The organism is Vibrio sp. R78045 (genome assembly GCF_042466085.1).
GTDB lineage: Bacteria > Pseudomonadota > Gammaproteobacteria > Enterobacterales > Vibrionaceae > Vibrio > Vibrio cyclitrophicus.
On record NZ_JAXHBS010000013.1, the window covers coordinates 422,997 to 449,490 of the forward strand.

A 26,494-nucleotide genomic window follows, 5' to 3' on the forward strand; every position below is an offset into this window, starting at 1 on the left:
AAGGGGTGTCCAATGGACTACCCTTTTTTTTTGCCTGCCAGAAACTCATCGACTTTATTATCGATATCAGATTTCACCTGTTGCCTAAAGGGTTTGGATTCTTTTTGTTCTCGGAATAATTTTTCACCATCAAAGGTTTGTCCATGAACCACATCAGTGATCGCAGATGAACCACGAACGACACGATAAATCTCTTCCATCAACTCACGATTCGATGGACTATCATCCTCACTGTCATTGAGTTTAATGCGCAGTGCCAACATCAAAAGTTGCCGCGTGGCCTCGGCATCACTTAACGCTTCCTTATCCCTAAACGTCTTAAAATCTTGCGCTAACTTTCCACGTAATGAGCTTTGTAATGGATAAGAACGTGTCATATTGCCCTCCTCAATCCCAATTAAAAGCATTGTTATTCCAATGAAATTTCAATCAATTAATTTTATAAAACACCCATTGAGCCTTGTCAATAAATAGCTCAATCAACATTCAATGATTTCCAATTAAAATAGCATTGAAAAAGTTCTCATCGCTTTATATATAAGGGATCAATCAATATTCATTGAAAATATATATTTATCCATTGAAATTTAAGCGGCTAATTAGTGTAATTTTTGAAAATTTTTCCACGTTATTTTAAACGACTATTATATCTTTAAATTCTTGTTTTTATTATCTTTATGTTTTTAACAGACAACCATTTGCATTGATTTCAATGCGCCGTGGTGTGTGGATGATTCCCAAGCGGTAACAATGACCTCCAATGAGTTTGCATCAAGTTTGTGTTTTTTGGACTTGTTTTAGGAACGTCGAGAGCAAAAGCCGAACCGTTGGCGATTGAATCTAGGGTGATTGAGACCATTAGGGAAGGAATGTAAAACGGAAAAAGAAGATCGTGACACAACTAGCGCCGCACCGTTATGGTGCAAGAAAGGTTATTTTAATGGCGACTGATAATAGACTTTTTAAACTTTTTTGATGTATATTTTTCTGGCGCTTTCGGTACGTTTAAGAAATCCTGCATTATAAGCGCCTACGCTATTCCAGTTATAACCATGGCTGGCAAAGTTAGAGCTTAATACCCACGCACCTAATGAAACATTAAAACAAGGTTCGTAGACATTGGTTTCATTGACATTAAATTCAGCCAGTCGAGGAAACCAACTAGAGTTAATTTGCATGAGTCCAAAATCACGACTGGTTACTTGACCTTTTTTATTTTTGTTTTCGTTATAAGCATTAGGATCAAGACTGCTTTCGACTTGAGCTATCGATCGCAGCAGATCTGGATCAACATTATAATATTGTCCTGCTTCATCAAAACAAAACGAATACCCGACACTTGGAAATACCGACAATAATAAGATTAGTTTTTTCATAAGCTAAAAAATGGAGTCCAAAGGAACTCCATTATATCGCGTGAATTGACGTCATCAATATTCATTAGGGAGTAAAATCGTAGTGCAACTACGATCACGCTCGGTAATTATCCAGACTTGTTCATTACAAATGGTGTAACTGGATAAAACCCGCTCGCCTGTCTTGGTGGCTTCGTCATTGGTAAGTTTATCTTCAACACAGACATTTCCCCAATCACCATTTTGGTGACGATGTAAGTAAATCGGTAAATTCACACCAATATTGTTATTTAGCAGTTCAGCAATACCTTGTGTACAAACAACTTTGCCAAGATCAAACGGCACAGCCGTACAAACATAATTTTTTTCTTTTGTTTCTTCGTTATCGGATGTAACATTTTTAATGTTCATTTTATTTACCCCTGTATTTAAATTGAATTTTCCTTGATATTTGATACAGCAAATATCAAGGCGCTTTACTTTTAGCGTTTAATAAACGTCTTCCGTTTTACGAATGTGATTAAACACCTCATACACTTCATCGTAAGAAATGCCATACCCTTCGAGCTTTTCGACACAATCACAAATGTCATTGGTATAGAAACACTCGTGATTGAATAGCTCACGGCGAATGATCGCTTTTTTACCATTCTCTTCGATGTCTTCGGCGATCCCTTCTTGAGCAATAGAATCTAAACGGGTCATTAATTGCTTCGCATTATCAACAGGGCAAATTAAACCCATACCTAACGACGCATATTTCACGCCCTCTTTTTTTGCTTCATCGAACTGTTTAGTGGAAAAGGCAAAAAATGCCCCAGCCTCATTAAATGCTTGCGTTTGTTTGGCTTGAATATAGTGAGAGAGATATTTCATGACTTACTCCTTACGTTAATACAAAAATATCCCAGTAATTAAAACGGGCAACGGTGAAAGGAAAAGAGGGCTCTCGAAGGGGTTGATACATCCTTCACAATAAAATTGTCAGTTAAGTCCCCGATTTTAAAGTGGTGCAAGATACTCTTCTCAACCTCAGCCAGAGTGGATGGGTAGAACTTAGCATCACGCGAAGTAAATCCTGCGATTTTGAGTTCAGCTAAGGTAATGTCGCTACACGGCGTAAGAGAAAAGCCGTGCTCTTCTCCCTCTGTACGCTAAGGAATTCGCAGTAAAGAGATATCATTTTTTGGTGAGCTTTCGTGCCCAGCGGCGAAACGCTGGTCGCTGAGCGTCAATGTAGAGAGAGTTGGGGTTGAGTTTTGTTGTGCCATGACAAGTTTCCTTTCTGTTTGAGTATCACTTTTATGGAGCCGCTTGGCTGTCCAGATCTCAAACAGGGTTCTTCTCTGCAGGGGCGCGAAGCGTTTATTAACCCTTGCAGAGAAGGTTCTGATTGAGGATGGTGAACAGTCTGCGAGCGCCATCCAGTGATGCGAGTCGAAAGGAAAATCGGCACATAAGAAAACAAGCCCTTACTCGAACTTAATTGAAGCCAGTGAAAGGTAATAAGGAGGCACGACGAAGCGCAGCTACGCAGTAGCAGAGGCGTTGGGTGATTGTTCGCAGTAACTTAATGTCACATCGAGCTTGCTCGATAACAGTGCCATAAGCTATCGCGAGAGGAGTGAAGCGACGGAATGAGCCGACCGAAGGGAGAACGCCCAATATTTAAGTTTAATACGTACTTTATAGATTGATTCGCGTTAGAAAAAGAACCGTCCGTAGTCAATCTTCAAGGGTAAGTGTTCGAAGGCGGTTCAAGTCAAATATAGCAATAAATCTAAAGGGCTATTCGCCGTCTAGCCATTAACTCAATTAGCTCCCACCTTTTTGGTCAGGGAGAGTGAAAAGTGAAAAGTGAAAAGTGAAAAAGCTTGATGCAAAGAAACGCAGAACATAGCAAAAGCTACACTTAGCTGTTCATGTCGATATACTCGAAACCATGAGTGCGGAAGTCAGTTTTGTTGTGCCATGAGCCTCTGAAAAAGAAAGGTTGTACCTCACTGAAACTCACCCCGAAAGAATGTAATACTTTGGGAAGAGAGTGGATCAATAAATGAAGCGGAAAAAGCGCTAACGAGCGGTAAAGCGAGTTTGATATATTACAACGCTCAAATAGGTGAAATGATAGTAAATGTCAAAACTATGAACAAAATTATAGCTCTAGGTATGCCAATTAGAAGCCCACGGTTAGCCATAAACGATGTAGCTTTGTCTCCAGGCAGATTTTATCAACACAACCCTTTATGCTTGAGCGGCTAATGAGAAAGTTGTGCTAGTTCGTCTGTATTCAATCCCGTGACATCCATAATGGTTTGTTGATCTAGACCATTAAGCAGCATCTTACGCGCCATCTCCTTGAGTGCTTCTTGGCGACCTTTTTCCTCACCTAATTGTATACCTTCTTGGCGCCCTTCTTGGCGGCCACGTTGCTCGCCTTGTTGGCGCAATTGTTCTGCAATAGTCATAAGTGTTTCCTCGTGTTTCGGTACTGATGAGACCAGTGACGTAATTAACGCTTCTAGGTTATTCGTTTCACCCACTTGGAGTAGGTAGCTCATCAATGACTGTACTTGCTTATCTGTAGTGTAATCGGTTAAGAGCAATGTGACCAGAGGCTCAAGGAAATCCATGATATCGCGATGCCTCGCGTGCTTTTGTACAAGTTCAAGTAACGCAATACGGCGATGCTGCATTATCTCATCATCGGAGATGACCGTAACATCGACCAATGGAAAATCTTGAGTATAGAGAGCCTTAGCCATCTTAGGGTTAGCAAACCCTTTTAACCAATTCATTTCATATGGGTAGGGCGAGACTTGACCATGGTAAAACTGCAAAGGTATCACCAAGGGTAAGTGCTCATGACCCGCTTCAATATGCTGTTGCATGGCAGCGATAGCGTAACGCATCAGTCTGAATGCCATGTGTTTATCTGGCCGACTCTGGTGCTCGATTAACGCATAGACATACCCTTCCCCCTGAGACGTTTTAAGAGAATAAAGGACATCCGAATAATAAGGCCGTAAGTTTTCTTCTATGAAGCAGCCTGATTCGAGCTTTAGGGTCGTCAAATCACAGATTTCACGCAGCTCAGCAGGCAGGTGAATATCCAATAAGTCCTTAGCGGTTTCAGGATGAGTGAGAAACTGCTTAAAGAGCGCATCATGGGGCGTTGGCGTGGTCTTTTTCATTCCATTATCCTAACATCAAATCAGTACCATGATAAAAATTATGCACCACGTTGGTTTCCTTCTACACATCAATTTAGTTCATTCACACAATTTAGTTTATTTACTCTAAGTAATCTTTGTCGGGTGGACGACACCTGTTACCAAGTACCGTCTCCCTAAGAACCCAGCGTGCAACTTTCACTGCACTAGGCTCAAGCCTCCACGAAGGCATCGTTTGATACCCAGCAACTTATAAAGCAGTCGGAGCAGGTTCGTTCCAAGAGTTACGAGCTAGCCTTTTGGACTTCCTTTTAGCCAAGTATTCTTGGTATTGAGGGTCAAATGGAGTCGCTGAACTTCGGATTTTCACATGCCTTTCTATTGGCACTTTGGCTATTTGGAAGAGATTGAACTGGCAATCCATATCCATGATCTTCTGCCAACCGTGAAACTGCCACTGGCCTTTTCGGTTGATGAAGTATTTTAGGGCGATCCAAGTTTTAGACTTTGTTGGATGGCGCCTTTTTGCCCAGTGCCACAATGTATGGAATAGCTTGTGGCCTACATATCCGAATACTTGTTTGGCAACGCAGTGTCAGTAGTAGTTCGACCACCCCCTAAGTTTCGGATTTATCAGTTTGATAAGATCATTCACTGGTAGGGTTACGTGCTTTTTGACGAGTTCACGCAGATTACTCAAGAACATCAACGTGTTGGATTTACTCGGTTTAATGAGCAATCTCCCTTTGTACTTCCTATGGTTAAAACCTAGGAAATCAAAGCCATCATTAATGTGAGTGATATGCGTTTTCTCTTCGGAAAGTGTTAGGCCTCTTTCTGCTAAGAAATCAGCGATCAACGGTTTGATATCGTTCTCTAATACTTCCTTTGAAGCACAAGTGACGACGAAATCGTCGGCGTATCCAATAAAGTTAGCTCTTGCACCCTTTTTGAGAGCGGTAGACTTAATCTGCTGTTCGAGACCAGAGAGCGTCATTAACATCAAGGTTGGGGATATAATCCCGCCTTGAGGCGTGCCTTCATCGGTGTCTTGAAATAGCCCTTTGTCTACAAAGCCAGACTTTAACCATTGTCCCAACATACGTTTATCAACAACAATATTGTCCATCAGCCATTGATGCCCGATTTTGTCGAAACAGGCTTTGATGTCCCCTTCGAGAACCCACTGTGCTGACCGTTTCTGACTTAAGCAGATAAAACACTGTCCGATTGCGTCAGCAGTACTGCGCCTTGGTCTAAAACCGTAGCTGTTAGGATCGGCAAGACCCTCAGACACAGGCTCTAATGCTAATAGATAAAGTGCCTGTTGCGCTCGATCTATCATGCATGGGATGCCCAATGGTCGAAGTTTGCCATTTTTTTTGGGGATATAGATACGCTTGAGTGGTTTAGCTTGATAGGCCTTTCGACTCAATTGATGTACGGCTTTCATGCGACGTGTGTCTGTGTTCCAAATGACACCGTCTATTCCAGACGTTTTACTGCCTTTGTTTTGCGATACTCGTTTAACAGCAAGAAGCTTTGCTGAACGAGAGTGAGTCAGTATCCATTGCAATGCTTTCGCTTTGCCACGTTTACCTTCTCTCGTTGCCTTTGCGATACGCATCTGAAGCTTTAATACATGCGCCTCAACAGATTTCCAGTCAATTGACTGCCATTGAGCGCTGTCAGGAGCGGCACTAATCTCTTTTGAGATCATCATTTGCATTTCTCCTTGAATAAAGTTCTTCAAATTCTCTCGCAACGGGAGACCAGTCGGAAGTGGGCTCACTTTCGTGACCAGACACAAGTCTGTATCTGCATCGTTACAATGCAGCATTCGTTTTTTCCAACCTCCTATACCTGCATCACTATCGGCCACGAAGGCTTTCCCAGAGGGAGTGATACAGGCTTACCGTGTTCCGTATGTTGCGCAGTGTCAGTGTAGATGCCCGCTATAGTGCGGAGAGTTCGACGATCACGAAAGAGCATGGGGCAATCCCTTTCCGACTCTCGTGCCTTTTGGCCACAGCGTATTAACCACTTCCGCTGTTTCATAACATAACGCACCTTATGCGGACACACTTATGTTCATCATGCTGACTACCTAGCACTCACCCGATTGTGGTTATCAGGAGGAGCGTCCTCTCACGATTTTGATCCCGATTGGTCTATGACCAACCTTCGTTACATTGTCAGGCTCGCTACTTTATTCAGAGCCTTAGGTTCATCTGGTGATACAGATGGTTCACACATTAAGCGGTGAACAGCGCTTCATACGACTTCACGTCGCACGCCCCAATATTAGTTTCAGCCAGAACAAGCACTTTCTTAGCCAGCCTAAATTCTGCTAATGTCAGATGAAATACGCGAAAAAGAACTAGACTTAAAGTTAATATCGATTTTAACGGACTGAAAGCTCTATGAGTATAGATTTTCTTACAAGAAAGAAATATTTAACGAGTCATGACTTCTATCGAGATCTCATTGATTTTTTTGTACAAGAAGCCAAGAGCGATATCGGATATTTCCACTTCTATTCTCATACTAACGAAGAAATCGTATTAAATGTTTGGTCAACCTCTGTTTTGGAACATTGCCATTGCAGTTATGAAACTCACTACCCACTATCATCTGCAGGAATATGGGCAGATAGTATAAGAATGAAAAAGCCCGTAATACACAACCACTATGATGCAAACTATTCCATAGATGACTCTTTACCGAAAGGCCACATAAAACTAACTCATCACTTCAGTCTTCCCGTAATACAAAATAATGACGTAGTTGCAGTCATCGGTATAAGCAACAACAACGAACCATACACTCATGACTTCGTAAGTTATTTTTACAGTATGATCAATGACATCTGGCCTCAGGTACAAACAAAGGTAAGTAAGATCGAATCTGGATTAGCTAAAAACAAGCTAGAATTTGATTCTTCTACCCCAATCGCGATTATGACTAATATGCTAGGCGCAATATCTCGTGCGCTTGAAATTCGTGATGAATACACTTCCTCTCACCAACGTAATGTCGCTCATATATGTAATCTTATAGCTGATAAACTTTCACTAGAAGACTCTGTTAAAGAAGGACTAGTCATTGGAGCATTGGTTCACGACATCGGGAAAATTACGATCCCGTCTCAAATCTTAAATAAGCCTGGGAAGCTCATGCCAGCAGAGTACAAGTTACTCCAAAGTCATTCAGAAGTAGGAGCAAAGATTTTTCATGAAGTAATTTTTCCTTGGCCAATCGTCGAAATGATCGAACAGCACCATGAAAGGTTGGATGGCTCGGGCTACCCAAACGGATTCAAAGGGAATGAAATTTTACTTGAGGCTCGGATTATAGCTGTTGCAGATACCTTCGATGCTATGGCAAGTGATAGACCATATAGGAAGGCTGTCGGAGCGGAGAAAGCTATCAATACCTTAGAACAAGGCCGAAATAAACTATACGACCCCTGTGTAGTAGACGCTTTCCTTACTTGCTACAAAGAAGATGAGACTTTAGGTGGGTTGTATACACCTGTGAATTTACAATAAAAATGTGGCACAAATGTAGTAATAATCTTTAGCCACGCTCCAAGTTAGCTTGTTCCTAATTGCTAAAGAGTTTGGTTTGCCATAAAAAGGTAATTCGAACATACTCAATTTAAGTAATTGCCCTAAATTATTTTTGTCCATTTCCTTGCAACTACAATCGTGATGACCAATCAAAAAGGAGGCCATCATGGTAGTTTTCAACAAAACGAAACGAAGTGGCGTCAAAAAGCCTTTTCGACTTGAGGAAATTTGGCGGATCAGAACCAGATTAGAAATTGAAAATAATTTGATGCGGCTTGCGTTGCTCAACTTAGCTATTGATAGCAAACTTAGAGCAAGTGACTTGCTCGTTCTCAGAGTTTGCGATGTATCTTCGCAAGATAGGATATTTAACCGCGTTAAGCATATCCAGCGCAAAACAGATATTGAAGTTCAATTTGAGATAACGACAAGAACGCAACAGAGTCTAATGAAATGGATTTTGATGGCTTCGCTACATGACAGCAATTTTATTTTCCCAAGCCAAAGGCGAAAGCAATAACCGATTAGCTATTCGTACTATCGATACTTAGTGAGGAGATGGGCTTCTAATCTGGGGTTGAATCCTAACTTGTATGGCACTCACTCGATGAGGCGAACAAAAGCAACGTTAGTCTACGCAAAAACGAAAAATATCCGAGCGGTGCAGATACTACTTGGTCATACCAAGGTAGATAATACAATCCGCTATCTTGGGGTTGAATTAGAAGATGCATTGTTGCTTTCAAAAGGTACTGAGTGTTAATCGAAAAGGAACCTAAATACTTAGTTGTTTCAATTGCCATTACGCTGAAAGTTGTTACCCATTCACCTCTATACTTGATTATTTTCAATACGTTAAGTGCAAATACTACTAATCTGTCCAAGGTTTAGAGGACCTTGAACAGATTAGGCATACACAAGCTTAAATTAAACGTTGGAACGCGCGTTTTTCTTCTTTGATTTATAGGCTTTCATTGAGATTTTTAAAGCAAGCTGTTTTTGTTTAATTGAAATGAGTTGTCTAGTTACGACCTTATGGTGTAACTCTGTGATAAAGTTTTTTTCCCAAGGCGTAAGGCGGTCAAACCTCAATAAAATAGTGTCATTGAGTACATTGAACAACTCGTATTGGCTTTTATCCATTCGACTGCTAAGCATTCAATTAGAGCACTTAGCTAGAGAAATGACGTTAAGGCTTTCTACTTTCTCATTTTTTCCTAAGGTAATGATTCGATAAGAGATCCCGTTGTCTAATAAAGGTCTTATTTCGATGTTGTCACAAAAACTAACGGCGACTTTTTCTACTAAGCGGTCCATATTCAACGTTTTCTTTTTTATGAAAACAAGAGTGACACTATTGCCCTCTGACTGAGCATTTACGAGTGTGATTGAGCCTAACTCTTGTGGCAGTTGGCTTGAGATAACCGTCGCTCTATAATCGGCAAGCCCACTAGATTTCATTGGGCTTATCTGACAACCGTTAAGCATGACACTGACGGAAATAATTACTGCTGTTCGTAGCATTATGCGTTTCTTCTCCCTTTAGGTGCCTTAAAATATTTATGGATATAACGTGAAGACATAGAAGATAAGAGCGCACTGTAATCTAAACCGAATGTGACTTTTTCCCCTACAAATAGTGGTTTTTGTGAGGATTCAAGGACAAGATGATCACTGGTTGAAGACATGATCTTAATCCCATTCGGAGCCTTAAGCCCGCTGACACAAACATCTTGGCGGCCTAATGCTAGAATAGCTTGTGAGACCTCCCCTCTATCTTGAAGGCTTTCTTTTTCACCAAAAGCATTTAACCCCCGACTCCCCCAAGGCAAAGTCGGTTTAGCCTTGGATTCAATCACTTCAGCGGTCAAAGAAACCGCATTCGTATGTAAGCCTTTGATATTTTCGTGCTCTAAAGGCTCACAGCCTAAAAAAATTGCTTCTCCTATACGAAGGTTATTTACTCGAGTTAAGCCTGTTCTCTGAAGAGCCCAGTTAACTGAAGCAGAATTACCCCCTGAAATAATTTCTAGACTGATCCCAAATGTAGCTTCAATTCCATCGGCAAGCTCAGAAAGAATATTCATATTTTGATCATCTGGAGCGACACCATACCGACAGGCTAAATTCGTACCAATTCCTTTTATCGTGATGTTTGGTAAAGAAATAACTTCTCGGATAAAATCAATAATATGATGGGGCATCACACCTTCTCTGAGATCGCCAAGCTCAACCATAATAATGATACCGTGACGGCAATTTTGTTGTTCCGCTGCATGTGAAAGCCTCTGAATTACTTCAACTTCAGAATTTAAACTCATATCACTGTATTTTATTACGCTCGCCACTTGACTTAGCATGGGTGTACGTATGAGCATTTTAGGGATAGCAATGCCAGATTCAGTCATCTTTTGAAGATTTTCGATTCTTGAATCGGCTAACATTGTTGCGCCAGCATCAATAAGAACTTGTGCGATGATAGGGTGGCCGAGGAAGGCTTTTGTTACAGGCGTAACGGATATATTTTTTAGTGAGAGCTGAGTAATCAGGAACTGAGCGTTATGGTGAATCTTCCCACAATCAATGTCTAATCTAGGGTAGTTCACCCTTTTGCGGCCAGTTTTCTTGCTATCATAGGGAAGGCTGACGTTACGATGTGCAGTAGATGTTCGACAGGCTGTGATAATGCATCAGTAACCGGTATACCAAATTCGGTAGTGTAGCTGTCTATCACACAGCGTGTTTCATCTAAAGACATATCTTCATGATTCAGTGTTAGTCCAATAACATCGGTATTAGAAAACGTTTCGATAAGATTGATTTCTGAGGCAATCGAAGGCATTGGGCAATCAGAAAAATCACTACGATATAAACGTTTAGGAGCATGTTGCAATATCACACCCGCTGGACAACTGCCACGTAAGATAAATGCGCTGGTTGAAAACGCAGGGTGACTCAAGGCTCCTTGCCCTTCAATAATAATCAGGTCCGGATTTTCTTTTTCATAAGCCTGTACAATGACAGATTCCAACTCACCGGCACAAAATTGTGAAGGGACAGCATCGAGTGCAACGCAGTATTGTGCGCCTTGCATAATACCTGTTTGACCAGTGGCAATCAGAACGACGTTAAGGCCTTTTCTAGTCAGTTCATTCGCCAATATTGTTGCTGTTGTTCGTTTTCCTAGCGCGCAATCCGTCCCCATGACAGCAATTCTCGGACATTTAACGTTGTGTATTTTGCCGCTAAACGTTTTCAGATCGCCTTTACTTTTGGGTTTGCGAGTATCGAATATTCGAACGTTATTCTTTAAGCTAGCTTCTAAAAATAGAGGATCATCAGTTAGGAATTCATGCAAGCCATTTACGATGTTCATTCCTAGTGACATGGCATTTAAAATGATGCTTTTATCTAAGTCAGATAAAAAACCACTTGATGGCGCAATGCCAAAAATGAAGTAATCGGGAATGCTTTCCGCGTGAATGATAGCTTCTTCAGCATTGGCAAGGATCGGTATTCCATTGGCTTTGTTATCAAGTACTTCTCCAGCATCTAAGCCGGCAGATACACTATCAATAACCGATAGAATACGATAGCTTAATGAATGCCTCACTAGCCCATTAGCGGTTTTACCATCAATTTCACCGAAATTACCTTCGCAATATATAATTGCCGAAGGGATGACAGGATTTACTTTCTGAGCAAGTGGTAACCAAGGTGCGGAATGGGGTACGTCGTTGTTGATTTCTACATTTTTAATTCTAGTGAGTTTGAAGATGTTTCTTAACTTTTGGGTTGAAATGGACATAATTAAAGCCTGCGGTGAGGCTTAGGAGGGCAACTAAGGAGTGCCGAGATGCGAGTTCGGAAAAGAAAAGAAGTCCCCACTAAGCGGTAGGGATAACAACCAAGGTAACACACTCACCAGGCTTTTGTTGATTATTATTAATACGCTTTCTAAGTCTATCACTTTCAGGCTTCACTCATACTAACGTGACTGATTAGAGATCTAAGATTCATTGTTCAACGTCGCCGTATCAACCTCTCAGCTTTAAGGTTTCAAGATACTTTTTCTAATATCAGTTAAGTGAGTTAGAGTTTTTGATCTAACGCGTTTTTGTCCAAAACCATCACAGGCTGAATTTTTACTCGTGGCACGTTCTACCTCAGAAATGCCCCGTTATTGGTTTCGGCAACATGTTAGCGTTTTTAAACAACATGAATTTCCCCAAATACAATTCATGTGATGTCTAAAAACTATAAGGTGTCAATTATGGGTAGCATTATGTGTAAGTGCAAAGTTGTAACGTCCAGTCAGACTGACACTTCACTAAGCGCCATTTTACTTAGATAAACCTATAGCTTGATATAGGTGCTTAATTTATGACGGCCGCCTTAGAGGTTCATGAGGCTTTCAATGGACTCCTCAATCGAATCAAAATGATAGGAGTGAATCTCACAACCATCACTAGCTTCGATTCTAACTTTAGAAATACCATTGTTAATTTCAGCCTCAAGAAGGCTGAGAGAATGCTCGACTGACTGACAAATAAAGATATTTTGATTGGTGAAAGTTATGCGGCATGATTGTAAAACCATAGTGTTTCCTTTTCTAGCCTAGGCGACAGAATCTTTGTGTTCTGGTTGCCAATTGATGACGTTATTAGAAGAATCCCTTCTATTTTTAACAGTAGACTAGATTGTAAAAAAATATAGTTTATTTTCTAGTGGACATCGAAAGTGTGACTTTGAAAAGATAAGGCTCTGTTATCACGGGATTTAACACTTTGTTAAGCGAAGCATTATTCTATACCTTGCCGTTAAGCTAGGAGATGCTCTAAGGTTCAAGGAATACTCATTAGGTTTTTCTAGGATTCTGAAAAGTCAGTGCCCAAAGATTGATAGAACAATGACTCCTACTTCTTAGTTTTTAACACTTGTAGTGATAGTGAGGTACGGAACCGTGATGGCAGAAAGAACGCGTTGAGTGAAGCCCGTAACTTAATAGTACTATGCGCCGTTTGTCACTGAGATAAGTAACATCTTCAACTTATATTTGCACTAGCCTTATTGTTGCTTCAGCAGCTTAAGGTTTGGCCTTACATGAGAAGTAGTTCAGCTTTTTACTTGAATGTTTGCAACGAGTTGCGACACTTGAAAGGTTATTTGGTCTACGACCTCTTTTACAAACATGGTTCTGTCATTCCCTGATAATTCTAGGGCGGATCCAAGGTTGGGGACATTCCAGCGAAGCTTGTTTGGTATGTGTGAATAAACCACGTTTACGCATTCAACAAACAAATTACACTGCTCAATACTTATTTGGTCACACAGCGTAATCACGTAATCGAAGTTTTCTTTTGTCTTTTTGTATTCAAAAACAGTTTTGCTTTCGGTCTGTATAGGTACACAAAGTAAGTTAGACAATTCGTCTAAGATAGCTTGGGGTGTTCCTCCAGTCTCAAACCCTGAGCAAGTTGCTTGTACCATCCCATTAAATTGCTGCTCTACAATTGCTTTAGCGATAGCCGCTCTTACGCCTTTTTTAACGCAAACAAACAGAATGTTGATAGGAGTTGCACTCATACTAAAAATAATCCTTACAAATTAATATCGTATATTAAACATAGATATTTTGAGGAGCTTTTCAACATGGTGATGACTTTAGACACAAAAGAAGCTAAGAGCTTAGCTCATAACTCTACTGTGACTATATACTTAGTTAAAAACGATTGGCGAGTTCTAGCATGCGCCAAATAGAAAGAGCTATAAAATAGTTGAAGAGCCTCTGTTAAAAGACAGGAGCCAAAGCGACATTACCATTTTGATAGCTCAAGATTGGCTTACTCAAGATCCTTGCATTGGTCAGTTACTTTTAATGAAATACCTATCCAAGGTAAATAAGCATGAATAAAATTAGCTTCTTAAAAATAAACAGTACCATCATCGATGACATTATTGAGCTCTCAGTGGAAGAGTCTCAAAAACAACTGATTGCTAACAACACAGAATGGCTTGTAGAAGCCAGCTTTAACGACGATAGCATCAACCACGGTATTTACTTAAACGATAAACCTGCGGGCCTAATCTCTCTGATTGACCCTAGAATACTGGACTCACACGATGAACACTTTCAAAAGGAGCATTTATATGTATGGCGCATCATGATTGACCATCGTTTCCAAGGAAAGGGATTGGGGAGTCAAGCGATTAACTTCAGTAAGAAATACGCTTCCATTATTGGTTTAAAAGGCGTCTCCCTGACCACGATGGATAAAGAAAAAGGCAATGCGCTCTCCATTTATCAAAGGATCGGTTTTATACCAACGGGCAGAAGACTTGATGATGAAATTGAATTAATTTTTGGCTTACGGAATGAGTGAATAAACAAGTCAGATGGTGTGCCTGGGACGGCTATTTAGCCGCCTCATTTTAGACCTAAACTGTGAAGATATTGAAGAGTCCATTCAAAAATGACTGATCCCTCCGGCACTCTCACCTCCAGCCGGTCACGGCATAACCAAAAATCAAATTGACACTTGTTCAGTATCCGTAACCTTTAAAGACCTTGAATCGCTTCGATGAGTTTCTTGTTTGGAGTATGGTCTGACTCTACCCCATTGTCCATATACCTCACTTGCCTATGTATGACATCTTGACGTCAATTAATACCAAGTTCCTCTCATACAGGGGCACTTTCGCCCCCAAAATACAGGCTAAAAATGACGAAATTACGGTTAACGGCAGTTATCGCTAGCACGCCTCTAGACATTTCTGAGATAGGACTTTGACCTAGCTCACCCACTTGATATTAGAAAAAAGTATCTTGAAACCTTAAATGTTATCTGTGATGTTTCCATTCTGAACGTAATACTCCAAACTTGATTGAATCGTAATATTTACCTTGGTAGTATCGAACTTTACGTAACCAAGCTTCTTGTTGAAAACCTAACTTTAATGCCAAAGACATCATTCTAGGGTTTCCCGACCACGTTGTCATACCAACTCGCTCAATGTCATTAATGCTGAACAAGTGTGTAACCCAAAGGGGAACTGCTTTTGCTGCTATCCCCTGCCCCCAATAGTTTGAATCATAGATAACCACGCCAGCTTCAAGCCAACGGGTATCTTCACATTCCCAGTAACTATTGACCACACCAACAGGAGCATTATTAGCTATAACCAATTGTAAATCAGAACCTTTAAGTAACCGTTTGAAAGTAGATTGTTCAAATTCACTTAATGTTGGATGCTCATAAGGAAAGTACGGCCCATTAAACTGAGTCCACTCATTATGAGATGTGACAAGAACAAAAATTGACTCTAACTCACTTGGTTGTGCTGCCCTGATCTCTACTGTCATACCTTGCTTCATGCTTTCCCTGTACCCAATAGTAGCTAACGAAAATTATAAGTCTGAATGACCTATCTCTTCACTTAACTGTGCAACAGTTCCTCATTACGTTCAACGTCCAATTAGTAACTTGCTAAAATAATATGATTGCAACCTAGCAGCTTAAACAAACCCAATAGACAAAATAATATGTATTAGATTTGTAACTGGTAAATTATTGAAGATGAAATTAGGTAAAAGCAAGTCAGCACGTAATGGAGAACTTTTTAGTTAGAAAGTGCTATGGGTTACAGTTCAACCTGAAACGGGCCCTATATTTTTGAATTATAGCAATTGCTAAGCTAATTCCAGTTTTAAGCTTAATTTTGGAATGAGTCGCAGTGAGGTTGAGGCAACGCATTCGTGTAGCGTGATACCAAAAGACTAAAAAATCTCTGGCAATTCTTATCGCACTGAAAACTTAGCCTCTAAATGGGCCTACTGTGCTTTTGAGGTGAAAATGGAGCGAAACGAATACTATTGCTGTGATCAGTGGTGACATAGTAAAATCGACTAAGCTATCGACGGAAGATTATGGCGATTTAGTGAAAAGGATTAAGGCTATCCAAGATCTAAGCTCAATATTCAAAGGACCATAACGGGTATTCAAGCTCTATTCTGCGTGGGGATGAGTTTCAGTCCATTGTACTGAATCCTGAGAAAAGCTTGATATATGCTCTTAAAATAAAGGGAACAATCAAGGCACTTGGTAAGCAGCCAGGGCAAGATTACGAAGCACCTTGTCCAGCAAGGACTTGCGAAAGGTAACTGTTGCTACGGTTCGCTTTTTTCTGCTTTCTTTTTATTCCAGCTTTGAAGCTAGTTTCTTCCGTCAACAGGTTTAAGGCAATATGCCTTATAACAGCTAGGTTCTCACCAGCTTGCTCTCGACGTATTCGACACTCATCTTCTTTAAAGCCAACGTCTAATCGCCAATGCATCTGATTTTCGATGCTCCAATGTGCTCGCGTGCTCTCTAGTAAAGCTTTAGCCGTCAGTTTTGCTGAGCTTATGTAGTGCTTGATTTGCATTGTTTCTGCTGGCTTATCACCTTCTTGACGAATTGAAACGACCATACCAATTGTGGAGAGTCCCGCCCAATCAAGCGCTATATCGCCTAAGAAATCCGTATTGTGAACAACCATACTCAAACGCGTTTCTGTGCGACCATGCCCTTTCTCTTGAGTGACGTATTTATCACCGTCAAAACTATTAAGCATACTAGAGTTAAACACTTGACCAATCGCTTGCTCCAATCGTTTTTGATTCCCTTTTACTGCTAAGAGATAATCTGCGTCTTGAGCAACTATCTTTTCAGTTATCTCCTTTTGGCATCCCATTGCATCAATCGTCACTAAGCAACCTCGCAAGGAAAGTATCTCAAGCAGTTCAGGGATCGCTTTTATTTCATTGCTTTTATCTGCAGTTTTAACCTGCCCTAACACAACTTGATTTGCTGCACTAAAGGCACTAACCATATGAATTGCGCCACAACGTTTGTCTTTGTTGTATGTGCCTCTGAGAGTTTTGCCGTCGATAGCAATCACTTCCCCCTCAGTCACCTCATGACAGTCTTTCATCCACGCAGTAAAGCATCGTTGCAGTTGCCTGGCGGAAATAAGATTGATAACTCGGGCAATGGTATCGTGTACTGGTATGCCCTGTTTGAAATCACCATACTGTCTAAGCCACTCCAAGTTATCTTCACCAAAATCTTCAATATCCTCCCAACCTTCAGCACCAGCAATCACTGCTGCAATTGTTAAGAAGATAATGTCGGTTAGCGTGTGCTCTATTTTCCAAGCTTGGCGAGGGTCTCGAATAACTGAAATATGGTCCAAAAGGCTTAATCCGTTCATTAGGCTAAATATATACTGTTAAAAAACAGTATATGATCACACCTAAATCTGATCATCAAATCGATCTTGGATGTATTGAGATTATTGTGACTTCAGTATCTAATTAGTGAAAAAATGACTTCACTTCATCCCTTATTCCATAAGGGTTTTTCATGATCTTGCCCTGGGTAAGCAGCTTGATAATCGTATCTAGTCCCATATTACTGCTCTAAAGATCGCAAAGCCTCACCTAGTAGGTCTGCCGGCGAAAGGTTAGAGTGGGTGTTCATTATACTTTCGATTCTCCTTGTAGAAAAAGAACTACAAGTCTTCCCTTTACCATCAAAGTCCTCTTGTCTTCTGCCGTATGCAATGTAAACATTAATGAAAGTACATTCCCTCTCTCTCACTGAGCAGTTAATTTTTCTGAGTTTTTTTTGAAGACCTTCAAACATTCTATCGAGACTTTGGTCACTATTTGCCTTAGTAAAGTGGCCATAGACTTCAGAGATAGTGCTATTTATTGATAGCTCAAACCTATGTACTTCTTGTTTCATTTAAAATAACTCAAGTATTATTAGAATTTTGTTACACATACTATAACCAAAAAAATTGAAAGTTATTCGTTAATCAATTTAGTCGGCTTTAGCTCTCTTTGTTATCAGCTCTTGCCGACAAAGCCAACTTGCTTCCAGTTGTAAAATACATCATTGTAACTAGCCTTGAGTCGCGACGACATGCTGACTCAGAGTTGGACAAGCCGAGTTAGGGCCTGCCTCTAACTCGTTTCATTCGGATAAGGAAAAGTATCTAAAACCTTAAACGCTGGTATACACAGATTACTTACTTGTAGCTAAACGGGCAGCAAGCCCCAAAAACACCACACCCAATGCACCATCAATATGACGGTTTAAACTAAACTTACGACCTAGCAAAGAACCCTACTTACTAAAAGACAATGAGAAAATAGTATTGATACATAAAACAATACTACTAAGAATGGTTCCAAGTATGAGTATCTGGCTGGTTAAAGCACCATCAGAATGAGTAAACTGAGGCAAGAACATACTAAAGAAGAGTAACGCTTTGGGGTTCATAATATTGTTAAGTAAACCACGGTAGACTAGCTCTTTATTACCCAAAGACTGAATCGTCTGACTTGCAGATACGTCTCCTTTATTCTTTAGCCATCCACGTAATAAATTTATTCCAAGCCAAGATAGATAAATTGCCCCAACAATTTTGATTGCCAATACCAAAGGTGGCATCGCTTGCATCAGTTTTCCTAAGCCAAATGCTACTAACAGTGTTTGAATTAACCCTGCGATGAAAATACCAAGGGACACCATTACTCCAGATTTAAATCCACGAATCGAAGAATATGATGATATGAGTACTAAGTCTGGACCTGGAGAGATTGCTAAGAATATTGTGGTAACAAAGAATAGCGGTAATATCGTGGTATCAATCATTTTTACTGGCTCCTTGCAGTTCGTCAGATCCTACCAACTAATCATTTGAGATAAAAGCTGAATAATTGCCACAGGTTTAGCATGAACTCAAAGCTGATCGGTTTCGAGTGTTAAGAAAAGATTGTTTATCATTAGCATGATTTATGCAAAGTTATTGATATAACCTGCAATGAGTTTTACTCTATGCTGATATGGGGCAGATCCGAGCTCGACACGGTAGTTAGCTCCCTGTGATCACCAAGCGATTCTGTCGTATCGTAACTACCAAGCGACTTTGCTCAATTAGTAAATAACTAAAACTATGGAAAATCGCTTAACTTAGTGTCTAATCTTGGCGGTGCAGATTAAGCTGATCGACTCTAACCAAACTGCACACTCCATTAAGCCATTAAGCCATTAAGCCATTAAGCGACATTTTGCTTTTCAAAGTTATAGAGATACCCAAGAACAGGGACTTACCTTCCTTGAGTCTAACCATTACTCTAGCTAGACATTGACCTTCGTAGCTTGTCACTTTGGGCAAAAAGTGAAAATAGAATAAAGCAGATGAGGGCAAGTCCTGAAGATATCCCCAACATCAATAAGCTTTCTTCATATATCAGAGGTAAAGCTATTGATAAAAAAGCGAGTATGACAACAAATAATTCACACCCCGCCCCAAAAATAGGGCGCTGATGACGAAATACTGCCCATTGATAAACCATTGTTGATAACCTCCATCCAGCTGAACTTAGTTATTCTCTTGCACAGGTGATTAATTGTCTTATTATTTATATATAATTATTGAATTAATGGCCACTCCTAGGCATAAAGAGATTGTCACTTCAATTAATACCTACACACAACCTAAGCAACAACTCTTTTTCAATGGTGAAATACACTACATTCTATTTATGTCATTTCTATAGTCCCATGTTAGTTCTCGAAATAATAACCTCTAAAATTAGGCCCCTATAAATAGTCATGCCTAGATTAAATTTAATAGAAACCAGTTTAAGCTCTCTCTCGCAACGGCTCGCTTAATCATAATTGCATCGTGATAGACACTCGGGTCGTAAGTACAATGACCAGATACCTTAAGGATACTTAGGCGTGTTTGTTTCAGTAAGTTCGGGAGGACTTCTCCATTTGTAACCGTCGATAAACTTAGCTCGGCTGCAATAATTTCATGAGTGCTTGTGTCGACGGCAATATGCAGCTTTCCCCAGACTCTACGCTTGCCATCCGTCCCGTGTTTTTTGACTTTCCATTCACCTTCGCCATAAACCTTAAGGCCAGTAGCATCAATCGCTAGGTGCTGTATTGCTCCTCTCGTTTTAGTCTTAAATGAGACCTCAACTTGCTTTGCTCTACGACTGATGCAGGTGTAATTTGGACAACTTAATGGAACATGAGCAAGTCTAAATATCGAGTCGATAAATCCTTACAGCGCTCTCAGTGGCATAGAAAACACGCGTTTCACCATGAATCACTAATCGACGTGGCCTACCACGCTTATTCTGTTTGCTTTGCGCCCAGCTACTTATCGCTTCTTCATCAATCCAAAAGGTCAGAGAGCCACGGTTAATGAGTGATTGGTTGTATTGCTTCCTGTTGATTGTTTTGTAACGAGCTTTAGGCTATGAGGCTATGAGGCTATGAGGCTATGAGGCTATGAGGCTATGAGGCTATGAGGGATAATGAATGTAGCTGATCAGATCGTATAGATTTAGTTCAACCGAATTACACAACAAAGCCACTTCTAAGTAATTTTTACTCCACTCATTAGTACATGATAAAACTAATACCCAATTTAAAGTAGTCGCATTTTTTAAAACCTCGACCAAGTCTTTAGGTAACGCGCACTAGTCCAAGACATTTAAGCAAATGGCTAAATAAAAATTGTCATCAACTACACCGTTAGAAAAAGGAGCTTCTATTAACGTAAAATACTAGCCAATTCTGCTCTAATGAAAGTTGAGATTTCGGCCAACTTTCTCGGCAGTGGATTTTGATAAGGGTAAGCGATATACATCGATCTTTCCGTATCGAAAATTTCCACAGTATGGATATGGCTATTTATGTGGCTATCTTTCATGAGATAATTTGGAATGACGCCAACACCGACTCCTCTAGCAACAAAGTTAATTAAAATGGATGTATTATCAACTTCAATGACATCATTATAATTCTTCTTTATCAACTCTTTGCTCGAATGGTTTTTATAGATGAGTAAAGTGTTATTTTTAGTGTCGTCGATTTTTGATATTAAAATATCGTTATAATTTGCTACTTTATGTGCAATCAATGCGTCATCAACAACGTTATTAAGCCTAATTGCCATGTCTACATTGCTTTCTAATAAGTTTTCAATGTTATTACTTGATGATATTTCAAAGTTCACAGCAGGATATCGTTCTTGAAGGCCTTTAAGAATATCACCAAAAATAGAAGATGCTATTGAATTAGGCATTGTTATTTTAAATTTCCCATTAATGCAGTCACTCAGTGATTTTGCTCTGTAAGTCAACTCTTGCAAATTATCCAAAGCTTCGATGGCAAGCTCTTTGATGCTTTCACCATGATCAGTCAGAACGAGTTTTCTTGTTGTTCGGTGAACCAGCGTAACCCCAAGCTGTTTTTCTAAGGTTGCCAGTTGACGGCTTACTTGAGCCTTCGATTTTCCAAGCTCCTTTGAAGCCTCTGTCAAGGAAAGGTGCTTACAAACTGCCGCAAAGCAGATTAGCTCATTGTTCATCAATTCCATGATTGTTACCTATTTGCAACTCTGAGTCACGTTGTCTTTTAAATGCCCACTTAGTATAACTAGCTTTCGTTGGAGGATGAAAGTGATATTTTAATTATTAATCAGACTCATTTGAGATTCTGAATTTTAAGAGTTTAGTTAATGAAAACCTCATTATTGTTAACCGTTATTTTCTAATAATAGAAATAACTATTGTTCTGTTTTTTTAATCTTTATCTATAAGCTAATAAAATTAGAGAATTAAACCATGAAAGTAGAAAGTCAAAATAAAAAGAAATATATATTTTCTCACAATTTTTTTTATAACCCGATAAATTATGCTCTCCAGTATTACACAAAAGTGTTTGTTACATTATTTGGTGATGAGATGAGAGCTCGCCACAGAAAAAGTAACATCAACTTACCAAGTACATATGAGCTTAGTGAGCACATGAAACGAGATCTTGGTTTAGATTGATTGGCAGTTTCCACTCGAACAATCCGAAACGTATTTGCAATAAAAAGAATAGTATCCACGAGATTTCTATTTATACCATTCAAACAAGAACTACTAAGGAAATCACAAAGTGGAATTCATTAATACCGCTTGCGCTAAACAACCAAATGGTCATTACAGTCAAGCTACCTTGATAAGTAATACATTGTACATATCTGCACAACTTCCTGATACTGCGGCAAGTGTTGAAAAAAAAGACATGGCGAAAGAGGTTGAAAGGCAGACTCGTTCTGTTTTAAACAACACTCTAGCGCTCACTCAAGCGGCAGGCGGCACACTACAGAGTATAGCGTTGGTCAGGTTTTATTCTACAGATGTGAAGTACTGGCCAATACTAGATCAAACTTTTGCTGATTTTATGGGTGAGCATAAACCTGCTAGAGCAGTAATATGTGTCGCTTCAATTAAACAAGATTTTTGGGTGATGGCGGAAGCTATCGCAGAAATCACTATGCCAACAGCAGAGGAATCGTGCGATGGTTACCATTTATGTGGTTGATGCATTTACCAGCGAACCTAACACTGGAAATCGGGCGGGAGTTGTTTTAGATGCAAACCAGCTTACCACTCAGGAGATGCAATATATTGCTGCATTTACGGGTTATTCAGAAACGGCCTTTGTTTTGTCACCTAAAGATCAAAGCCATGACGTATATGTTCGATACTTTACCCCCACCAATGAGGTTCCAATATGTGGACACGCGACCATAGCTACTCATTTTTTGCGAGCCAGTACAGGGCATCTATCAGACTATCCGTTAATAGCGAAGACAGGGGCAGGCAATCTACCTGTATCAATTTCGGGTAGCCCAAAAGATATCTTGGTGAAAATGACTCAGGGGCGCGTGGAGTTTCTACCGCCATTTAGCCAAAATCAACGGAATGGGCTGGCAAATGCCCTAGGTATTAGTGTGAGTGATTTTGCTGAACTGCCAATACAAATTGTCTCGACAGGTCATTCCAAGGTTATGGTTCCTATGCTTAGCAGGAAGAAGCTTGATGGATTAACCCCGGATAACGAGAAGTTAAAAGCGCTCAGTGATGAGATAGGCTGCAATGGATTCTTTCCCTTTTTTTTAGAGGGGAGCAAGCAAAAACCTATAACTTATGGACGAATGTTTGCCCCTGCAATTGGGATTAACGAAGACCCTGTAACGGGTAATGCCAATGGCCCCGCAGGAGCTTATCTTGTTCAGCACAGTTTGATTGAGTGTAACTCGAAAGCATGTTATTGGGGATATCAGGGACTGGCAATAGGAAAACCCGGCCGAGTACTAGTGTCAGTGGAGAAAACCGATACACAATTACTCGTCAGCATTGCAGGGCAAGCCGTACTAGTTGGTAAGAGAGTCGCAGAGTTGTCACTGAAACCTGTAAAACTGCTCCGCACCTAGCAGTTTTGGACTCTGAGTTAAGTTACTCACCATCCCTATAGTTATTCGAGAACTGTTAATTTAGCAAAGTGGTCAGCACATTTTTGTCCAAAAGTGTGTTTAAAATAGTCAGATATATTTTGGTCAGACAATCAAGCCTGCTCCGAGAAGCGGGCGCCAAACATTTAAAAACGCATCACGTTTCAAGGAGACAAAGGTGACCAACTATTGTATGCGGTTCCCCCCCCTTGTACGTCCCTATAGCTGTACTCAATGCGCTCACTTTAACCTCCCAGAGCCCGAGAAACTGCACAATCCGTATAAAAAGCCAACTAACATTCAGCAAGCGCCAATGTCATTAAATCATTAAATTGACGTGACACTCGCAAAAGCCGCTCCGATGACTGATACATCAATTATTAACGGTCGATGGGCTCGACTCTAACGCGTTGCCGTAATGCCTGCCAAATTTCAGGTAATCGGTGCCCGAGTTTTTGCAGTACCATCACCCAATGCGAATGATGATGCTCATCTTTCGCCATATCATGGCCAAAATGCGTGACTTTACAGCGCCGAGCTTGTTCAACGTGGTCAAGGTCCACCGTCAGTTCAAGTAACGCCTGCTCTACCTGACGATAGTTATAGGGCTTTGTTGACAGTGTTCGCACTATCACGCTCAACCCCAAATGCATGGCCATCATTTTGCCAAGTTCACGTTGAATATCAACACTGTCATCGATGCGGCACTGATCATAGAAAGGGATTAGGTGTAGATAAAGGTGAGCGGGGGTGACATTCACAATCAATCGCTGGCGAACCATCAACGACGAGGCATTAGGGTAGCGCTCTAGAATACATTCAATACGGCGCCTTAGTTGGGCCTCATTATCTTGGCTCATCACGACTCGATATTCAGGAGGTTACAATAAAGCTATCTTGCCACACCCCGTCCCATGTTTGATCTTGTATATTGTGATATTGGTCGCATATTGATATATCATAATCCATCACATCGCAACAAAGTACACTGTAAAAATAAGCGGCTTATGGCCGCTTCATTTAAATCCAACCTCGTTCAGAAAATGAAACTACACTCTCGAATGAAACCACGAAGTGGTCCAATACTCGGATATCAACCAATGCCAACGCGTCCGTTAGTTGGCGGGTAATGCGGCGATCTGCTTGACTTGGGGTGGCGTCGCCACTTGGGTGGTTATGATAGAGAATAACCGCACTCGCGTTCGTGACCAGCGACGCTTTAACAACCTCGCGCGGGTAGACCGAGGCGGCATTAATGGTTCCGTAGAACATCTCTTTGGTGCGCAACACTCGATGTTGATTATCGAGGAAGATAATCCCAAACACTTCAGACTCACAAGCGGCCAAGGACGTTTGACAGAACGATTTCACCAATTCAGGCGAGGTTAATGGCGTTTGTTCTGAAATAAACAGTTTGGATTTGAGAATGCTTGCGGCTTGGTCAAGGATGCCCTTTTCTTCTGATGTGAATAACGAAACATTTGAGTATTGAACAAGTGCTGACATGGTATTTCCTTTCGGTCTTGGTGAGCGTCTGACTGTCCGTACCCAGTTGCAGGTTCTGTAGCGCAAGGGCGCGCAGCGGCGAAGCCTCCCTAGCGCGAGGGTTCTCAAATGGGACGGTTTAAAGGAAGTCGCGACAACAAGCCAAAAGGACAGCCTAAGCCAGTACCTCAACCCAAAGCACGTCGCCCAGTTAGAAAGGTCCCTTCCCCACCAAGAGGGCGCCCTACTGGTTACTCGAATTACGCCACTCGATATTAATGCCTGCTCGTTACGAGCGTTTTTCCCGGTTTACTTGACTGGGTGATAACACACCGAATGTTCGCATCCCCCTCAACCAAGGACTCCCCCTCCGACGACGCGATCATATTTGTCATCAAAGGGCCTCAATACGCACACTCGATAACCTTGGTCACTTAAGACAAGACCGAACAAGGCGTTGCTCGTCGAAAAACATAACCCGTTTGAATGCCGCTACCGGCTAGAATATCGAAACAAAATCCAGACACACTAATGACCTTCTCTTATGAGTGTTTGATGACGTTACACAATAAGCAGACTTCAGTCGTCATACAGAGAAGAGAGTAAAGCCTTAGCCGATGCACGATGCTCGGAGGTGGTTTCTATCGTCCTTTCCGTTTTCTTCGCGTAGGCGTAGTCTTCTCGCATCTGCTTAATGGTGGTAGTGTTATCACACACACTGATACTCACCCCCTTCCCTCGGTTGCCTTCCTCTAGTATTAAAGAGTCGGTATACCCAAACTCATTCACCAAAATCTCATGAACCTTGACGGCCTTTACGGTGGAGTAAAAGTCGGTTGAATTCACCCAAATCACGTGCATGGATATGTCAGCGGATACTGTAGAGCGAACTGTCATGTGACCCCCTAAGCGCCAAAACGCACATCGAAACAAAATCCTGAGCACTTAAACGTTCCCGCCCCCGTTGTCACAAAGCGCAACGCTGGAAACACAGACCCGTAAGTGGTGTACATAATGATGTGATCCACTCGCTCGTGAAGAAACCATTCACCAAAGCCAGCGCCATTTAATTCGATGAAAAAGTCACGGATTTCATGGAAAGCAAAACGACGCGACACCAATTGCGGAAACTGCTGCTTGATAGCGTCAACGAACCCTTGGTCTTTTAACGCTGCGATATCAGCCAGTTGCTCCGGCGACTGACGACGACTGAACATTTTCAAACGCTGGATTTTGGAAACAAAATCAGACTTTCTTTTCGTCTCATCACGACACTTTTTGACTTGATAGCGCAACTTCAATACCGCCAAAGGACTAGAGATATCATTTTTTGGTGAGCTTTCGTGCCCCAGCGGCGAAACGCTGGTCGATGAATTTGAATTAGAGAGAGTTGGGGTTGAGTTTTGTTGCGCCATGAGAGTTTCCTTTCTGTTTGAGTATCACTTTTCGGAGCCGCTTGGCTGTCCGCTCTCTCAACATCGTTCTGCTTTGCAAGGGCGCGCAGCGGCGAAGCCTCCCTTGAAAAACAGGTTGTGGGGAGAGACGGTTAACA

24 protein-coding genes and 5 pseudogenes are annotated in these 26,494 nt (G+C 41.0%); 8 read left to right on the forward strand and 21 right to left on the reverse strand.

Annotation, left to right across the window (positions count from 1 at the left end; all coding sequences use genetic code 11):
* Positions 1-17 precede the first annotated feature (17 nt).
* From SJY39_RS12390 to SJY39_RS12405, 4 genes are all read right to left on the reverse strand, one after another.
* Entirely contained in the window at positions 18-377 is a 360-nt protein-coding gene (locus tag SJY39_RS12390; protein WP_166672906.1) for a hypothetical protein, read from the reverse strand.
* 585 nt (positions 378-962) lie between these two features.
* Entirely contained in the window at positions 963-1,376 is a 414-nt protein-coding gene (locus SJY39_RS12395; RefSeq protein WP_372275613.1) for a lytic transglycosylase domain-containing protein, read from the reverse strand.
* Between the two features lie 54 nt (positions 1,377-1,430).
* Positions 1,431-1,766 carry a type I restriction endonuclease subunit M gene (locus SJY39_RS12400; RefSeq protein WP_372275612.1) on the reverse strand — a complete coding sequence of 112 codons (336 nt, stop codon included), beginning with the start codon at positions 1,764-1,766 and terminating at the stop codon, positions 1,431-1,433.
* Between the two features lie 78 nt (positions 1,767-1,844).
* Positions 1,845-2,231 carry a hypothetical protein gene (locus tag SJY39_RS12405; RefSeq protein ID WP_372275610.1) on the reverse strand — a complete coding sequence of 129 codons (387 nt, stop codon included), beginning with the start codon at positions 2,229-2,231 and terminating at the stop codon, positions 1,845-1,847.
* Positions 2,232-3,095: 864 nt separating this feature from the next.
* Between SJY39_RS12405 and SJY39_RS12410 the strand changes: the two are divergent.
* Positions 3,096-3,539: pseudogene (locus SJY39_RS12410) on the forward strand (IS5/IS1182 family transposase); the annotation flags it as partial.
* Between the two features lie 74 nt (positions 3,540-3,613).
* On the opposite strand, the gene SJY39_RS12415 reads toward SJY39_RS12410, so the two are convergent.
* Together SJY39_RS12415 and ltrA are read right to left on the reverse strand one after the other, a co-directional pair.
* The gene (locus SJY39_RS12415; protein WP_372275608.1) at positions 3,614-4,549 is read right to left on the reverse strand and encodes an Rpn family recombination-promoting nuclease/putative transposase; all 936 of its coding nucleotides are present in this window, start codon (positions 4,547-4,549) and stop codon (positions 3,614-3,616) included.
* A gap of 229 nt (positions 4,550-4,778) precedes the next feature.
* A pseudogene (ltrA, locus tag SJY39_RS12420) lies at positions 4,779-6,251 on the reverse strand (group II intron reverse transcriptase/maturase).
* A gap of 700 nt (positions 6,252-6,951) precedes the next feature.
* On the opposite strand from ltrA, the gene SJY39_RS12425 reads away from it, so the two are divergent.
* Positions 6,952-8,079: an HD domain-containing phosphohydrolase gene (locus tag SJY39_RS12425; protein ID WP_237300835.1), complete on the forward strand. Its 1,128-nt coding sequence runs from the start codon at positions 6,952-6,954 to the stop codon at positions 8,077-8,079.
* Between the two features lie 187 nt (positions 8,080-8,266).
* A pseudogene (locus SJY39_RS12430) lies at positions 8,267-8,863 on the forward strand (tyrosine-type recombinase/integrase).
* A gap of 164 nt (positions 8,864-9,027) precedes the next feature.
* Here SJY39_RS12430 and SJY39_RS12435 read toward each other — a convergent pair.
* From SJY39_RS12435 to SJY39_RS12460, 6 genes and pseudogenes are all read right to left on the reverse strand, one after another.
* On the reverse strand, positions 9,028-9,258 hold the full coding sequence (locus tag SJY39_RS12435) for a hypothetical protein (protein WP_004735670.1): 231 nt from the start codon (positions 9,256-9,258) through the stop codon (positions 9,028-9,030).
* On the reverse strand, positions 9,259-9,624 hold the full coding sequence (gspS2, locus tag SJY39_RS12440) for a type II secretion system pilot lipoprotein GspS-beta (RefSeq protein WP_237300836.1): 366 nt from the start codon (positions 9,622-9,624) through the stop codon (positions 9,259-9,261). It abuts the gene before it with no gap.
* Positions 9,581-10,706: pseudogene (locus SJY39_RS12445) on the reverse strand (alanine/ornithine racemase family PLP-dependent enzyme). The gene gspS2 and the pseudogene SJY39_RS12445 overlap by 44 nt, the downstream one beginning before the upstream one ends.
* A complete protein-coding gene (locus SJY39_RS12450) occupies positions 10,703-11,908 on the reverse strand; it encodes a DUF1611 domain-containing protein (RefSeq protein ID WP_390241981.1) in 1,206 nt (401 codons plus the stop codon). Before SJY39_RS12450 ends, SJY39_RS12445 begins: the two are co-directional and overlap by 4 nt.
* A 587-nt stretch (positions 11,909-12,495) precedes the next feature.
* Positions 12,496-12,699 carry a hypothetical protein gene (locus SJY39_RS12455; RefSeq protein WP_372275815.1) on the reverse strand — a complete coding sequence of 68 codons (204 nt, stop codon included), beginning with the start codon at positions 12,697-12,699 and terminating at the stop codon, positions 12,496-12,498.
* Positions 12,700-13,215: 516 nt separating this feature from the next.
* The gene (locus SJY39_RS12460) at positions 13,216-13,686 is read right to left on the reverse strand and encodes a hypothetical protein (protein ID WP_237300821.1); all 471 of its coding nucleotides are present in this window, start codon (positions 13,684-13,686) and stop codon (positions 13,216-13,218) included.
* Between the two features lie 320 nt (positions 13,687-14,006).
* On the opposite strand from SJY39_RS12460, the gene SJY39_RS12465 reads away from it, so the two are divergent.
* Positions 14,007-14,483: a GNAT family N-acetyltransferase gene (locus SJY39_RS12465; protein WP_372275816.1), complete on the forward strand. Its 477-nt coding sequence runs from the start codon at positions 14,007-14,009 to the stop codon at positions 14,481-14,483.
* A gap of 458 nt (positions 14,484-14,941) precedes the next feature.
* Here the strand turns inward: SJY39_RS12465 and SJY39_RS12470 are convergent, their stop codons facing one another.
* From SJY39_RS12470 to SJY39_RS12490, 5 genes and pseudogenes are all read right to left on the reverse strand, one after another.
* A complete protein-coding gene (locus SJY39_RS12470; protein ID WP_237300823.1) occupies positions 14,942-15,463 on the reverse strand; it encodes a GNAT family N-acetyltransferase in 522 nt (173 codons plus the stop codon).
* 758 nt (positions 15,464-16,221) lie between these two features.
* A complete protein-coding gene (locus SJY39_RS12475; RefSeq protein WP_372275830.1) occupies positions 16,222-17,352 on the reverse strand; it encodes an ISAs1 family transposase in 1,131 nt (376 codons plus the stop codon).
* A 920-nt stretch (positions 17,353-18,272) separates the two neighbouring features.
* Positions 18,273-18,803 carry a LysE family translocator gene (locus tag SJY39_RS12480; RefSeq protein WP_372275328.1) on the reverse strand — a complete coding sequence of 177 codons (531 nt, stop codon included), beginning with the start codon at positions 18,801-18,803 and terminating at the stop codon, positions 18,273-18,275.
* A 1,009-nt stretch (positions 18,804-19,812) separates the two neighbouring features.
* Positions 19,813-20,401, reverse strand: a pseudogene (locus SJY39_RS12485) (IS5 family transposase); the annotation flags it as partial.
* A 320-nt stretch (positions 20,402-20,721) separates the two neighbouring features.
* A complete protein-coding gene (locus SJY39_RS12490) occupies positions 20,722-21,549 on the reverse strand; it encodes a LysR family transcriptional regulator (RefSeq protein WP_265677764.1) in 828 nt (275 codons plus the stop codon).
* A 247-nt stretch (positions 21,550-21,796) separates the two neighbouring features.
* On the opposite strand from SJY39_RS12490, the gene SJY39_RS12495 reads away from it, so the two are divergent.
* The 3 genes from SJY39_RS12495 to SJY39_RS12505 all read left to right on the forward strand — a co-directional run bounded on the left by SJY39_RS12495 (position 21,797) and on the right by SJY39_RS12505 (position 23,439).
* Entirely contained in the window at positions 21,797-22,006 is a 210-nt protein-coding gene (locus SJY39_RS12495) for a hypothetical protein (RefSeq protein WP_390241982.1), read from the forward strand.
* A gap of 109 nt (positions 22,007-22,115) precedes the next feature.
* A complete protein-coding gene (locus SJY39_RS12500) occupies positions 22,116-22,544 on the forward strand; it encodes a RidA family protein (protein WP_237300816.1) in 429 nt (142 codons plus the stop codon).
* A complete protein-coding gene (locus SJY39_RS12505; RefSeq protein ID WP_237300815.1) occupies positions 22,522-23,439 on the forward strand; it encodes a PhzF family isomerase in 918 nt (305 codons plus the stop codon). The genes SJY39_RS12500 and SJY39_RS12505 overlap by 23 nt, the downstream gene beginning before the upstream one ends.
* Positions 23,440-23,837: 398 nt before the next feature.
* Here SJY39_RS12505 and SJY39_RS12510 read toward each other — a convergent pair whose 3' ends face one another.
* Together SJY39_RS12510 and radC are read right to left on the reverse strand one after the other, a co-directional pair.
* Positions 23,838-24,317, reverse strand: a complete 480-nt coding sequence (locus tag SJY39_RS12510) for a hypothetical protein (RefSeq protein ID WP_372275330.1) — start codon at positions 24,315-24,317, stop codon at positions 23,838-23,840.
* Positions 24,318-24,477: 160 nt separating this feature from the next.
* Entirely contained in the window at positions 24,478-24,963 is a 486-nt protein-coding gene (gene radC / locus SJY39_RS12515) for a DNA repair protein RadC (RefSeq protein ID WP_372275332.1), read from the reverse strand.
* 108 nt (positions 24,964-25,071) lie between these two features.
* On the opposite strand from radC, the gene SJY39_RS12520 reads away from it, so the two are divergent.
* Positions 25,072-25,221, forward strand: a complete 150-nt coding sequence (locus tag SJY39_RS12520) for a hypothetical protein (protein WP_372275334.1) — start codon at positions 25,072-25,074, stop codon at positions 25,219-25,221.
* Positions 25,222-25,521: 300 nt separating this feature from the next.
* Here SJY39_RS12520 and SJY39_RS12525 read toward each other — a convergent pair whose 3' ends face one another.
* Entirely contained in the window at positions 25,522-25,839 is a 318-nt protein-coding gene (locus SJY39_RS12525; RefSeq protein WP_102556368.1) for a hypothetical protein, read from the reverse strand.
* Positions 25,840-25,847: 8 nt separating this feature from the next.
* Positions 25,848-26,357: a hypothetical protein gene (locus tag SJY39_RS12530; protein WP_237300845.1), complete on the reverse strand. Its 510-nt coding sequence runs from the start codon at positions 26,355-26,357 to the stop codon at positions 25,848-25,850.
* Positions 26,358-26,494: the final 137 nt, after the last annotated feature.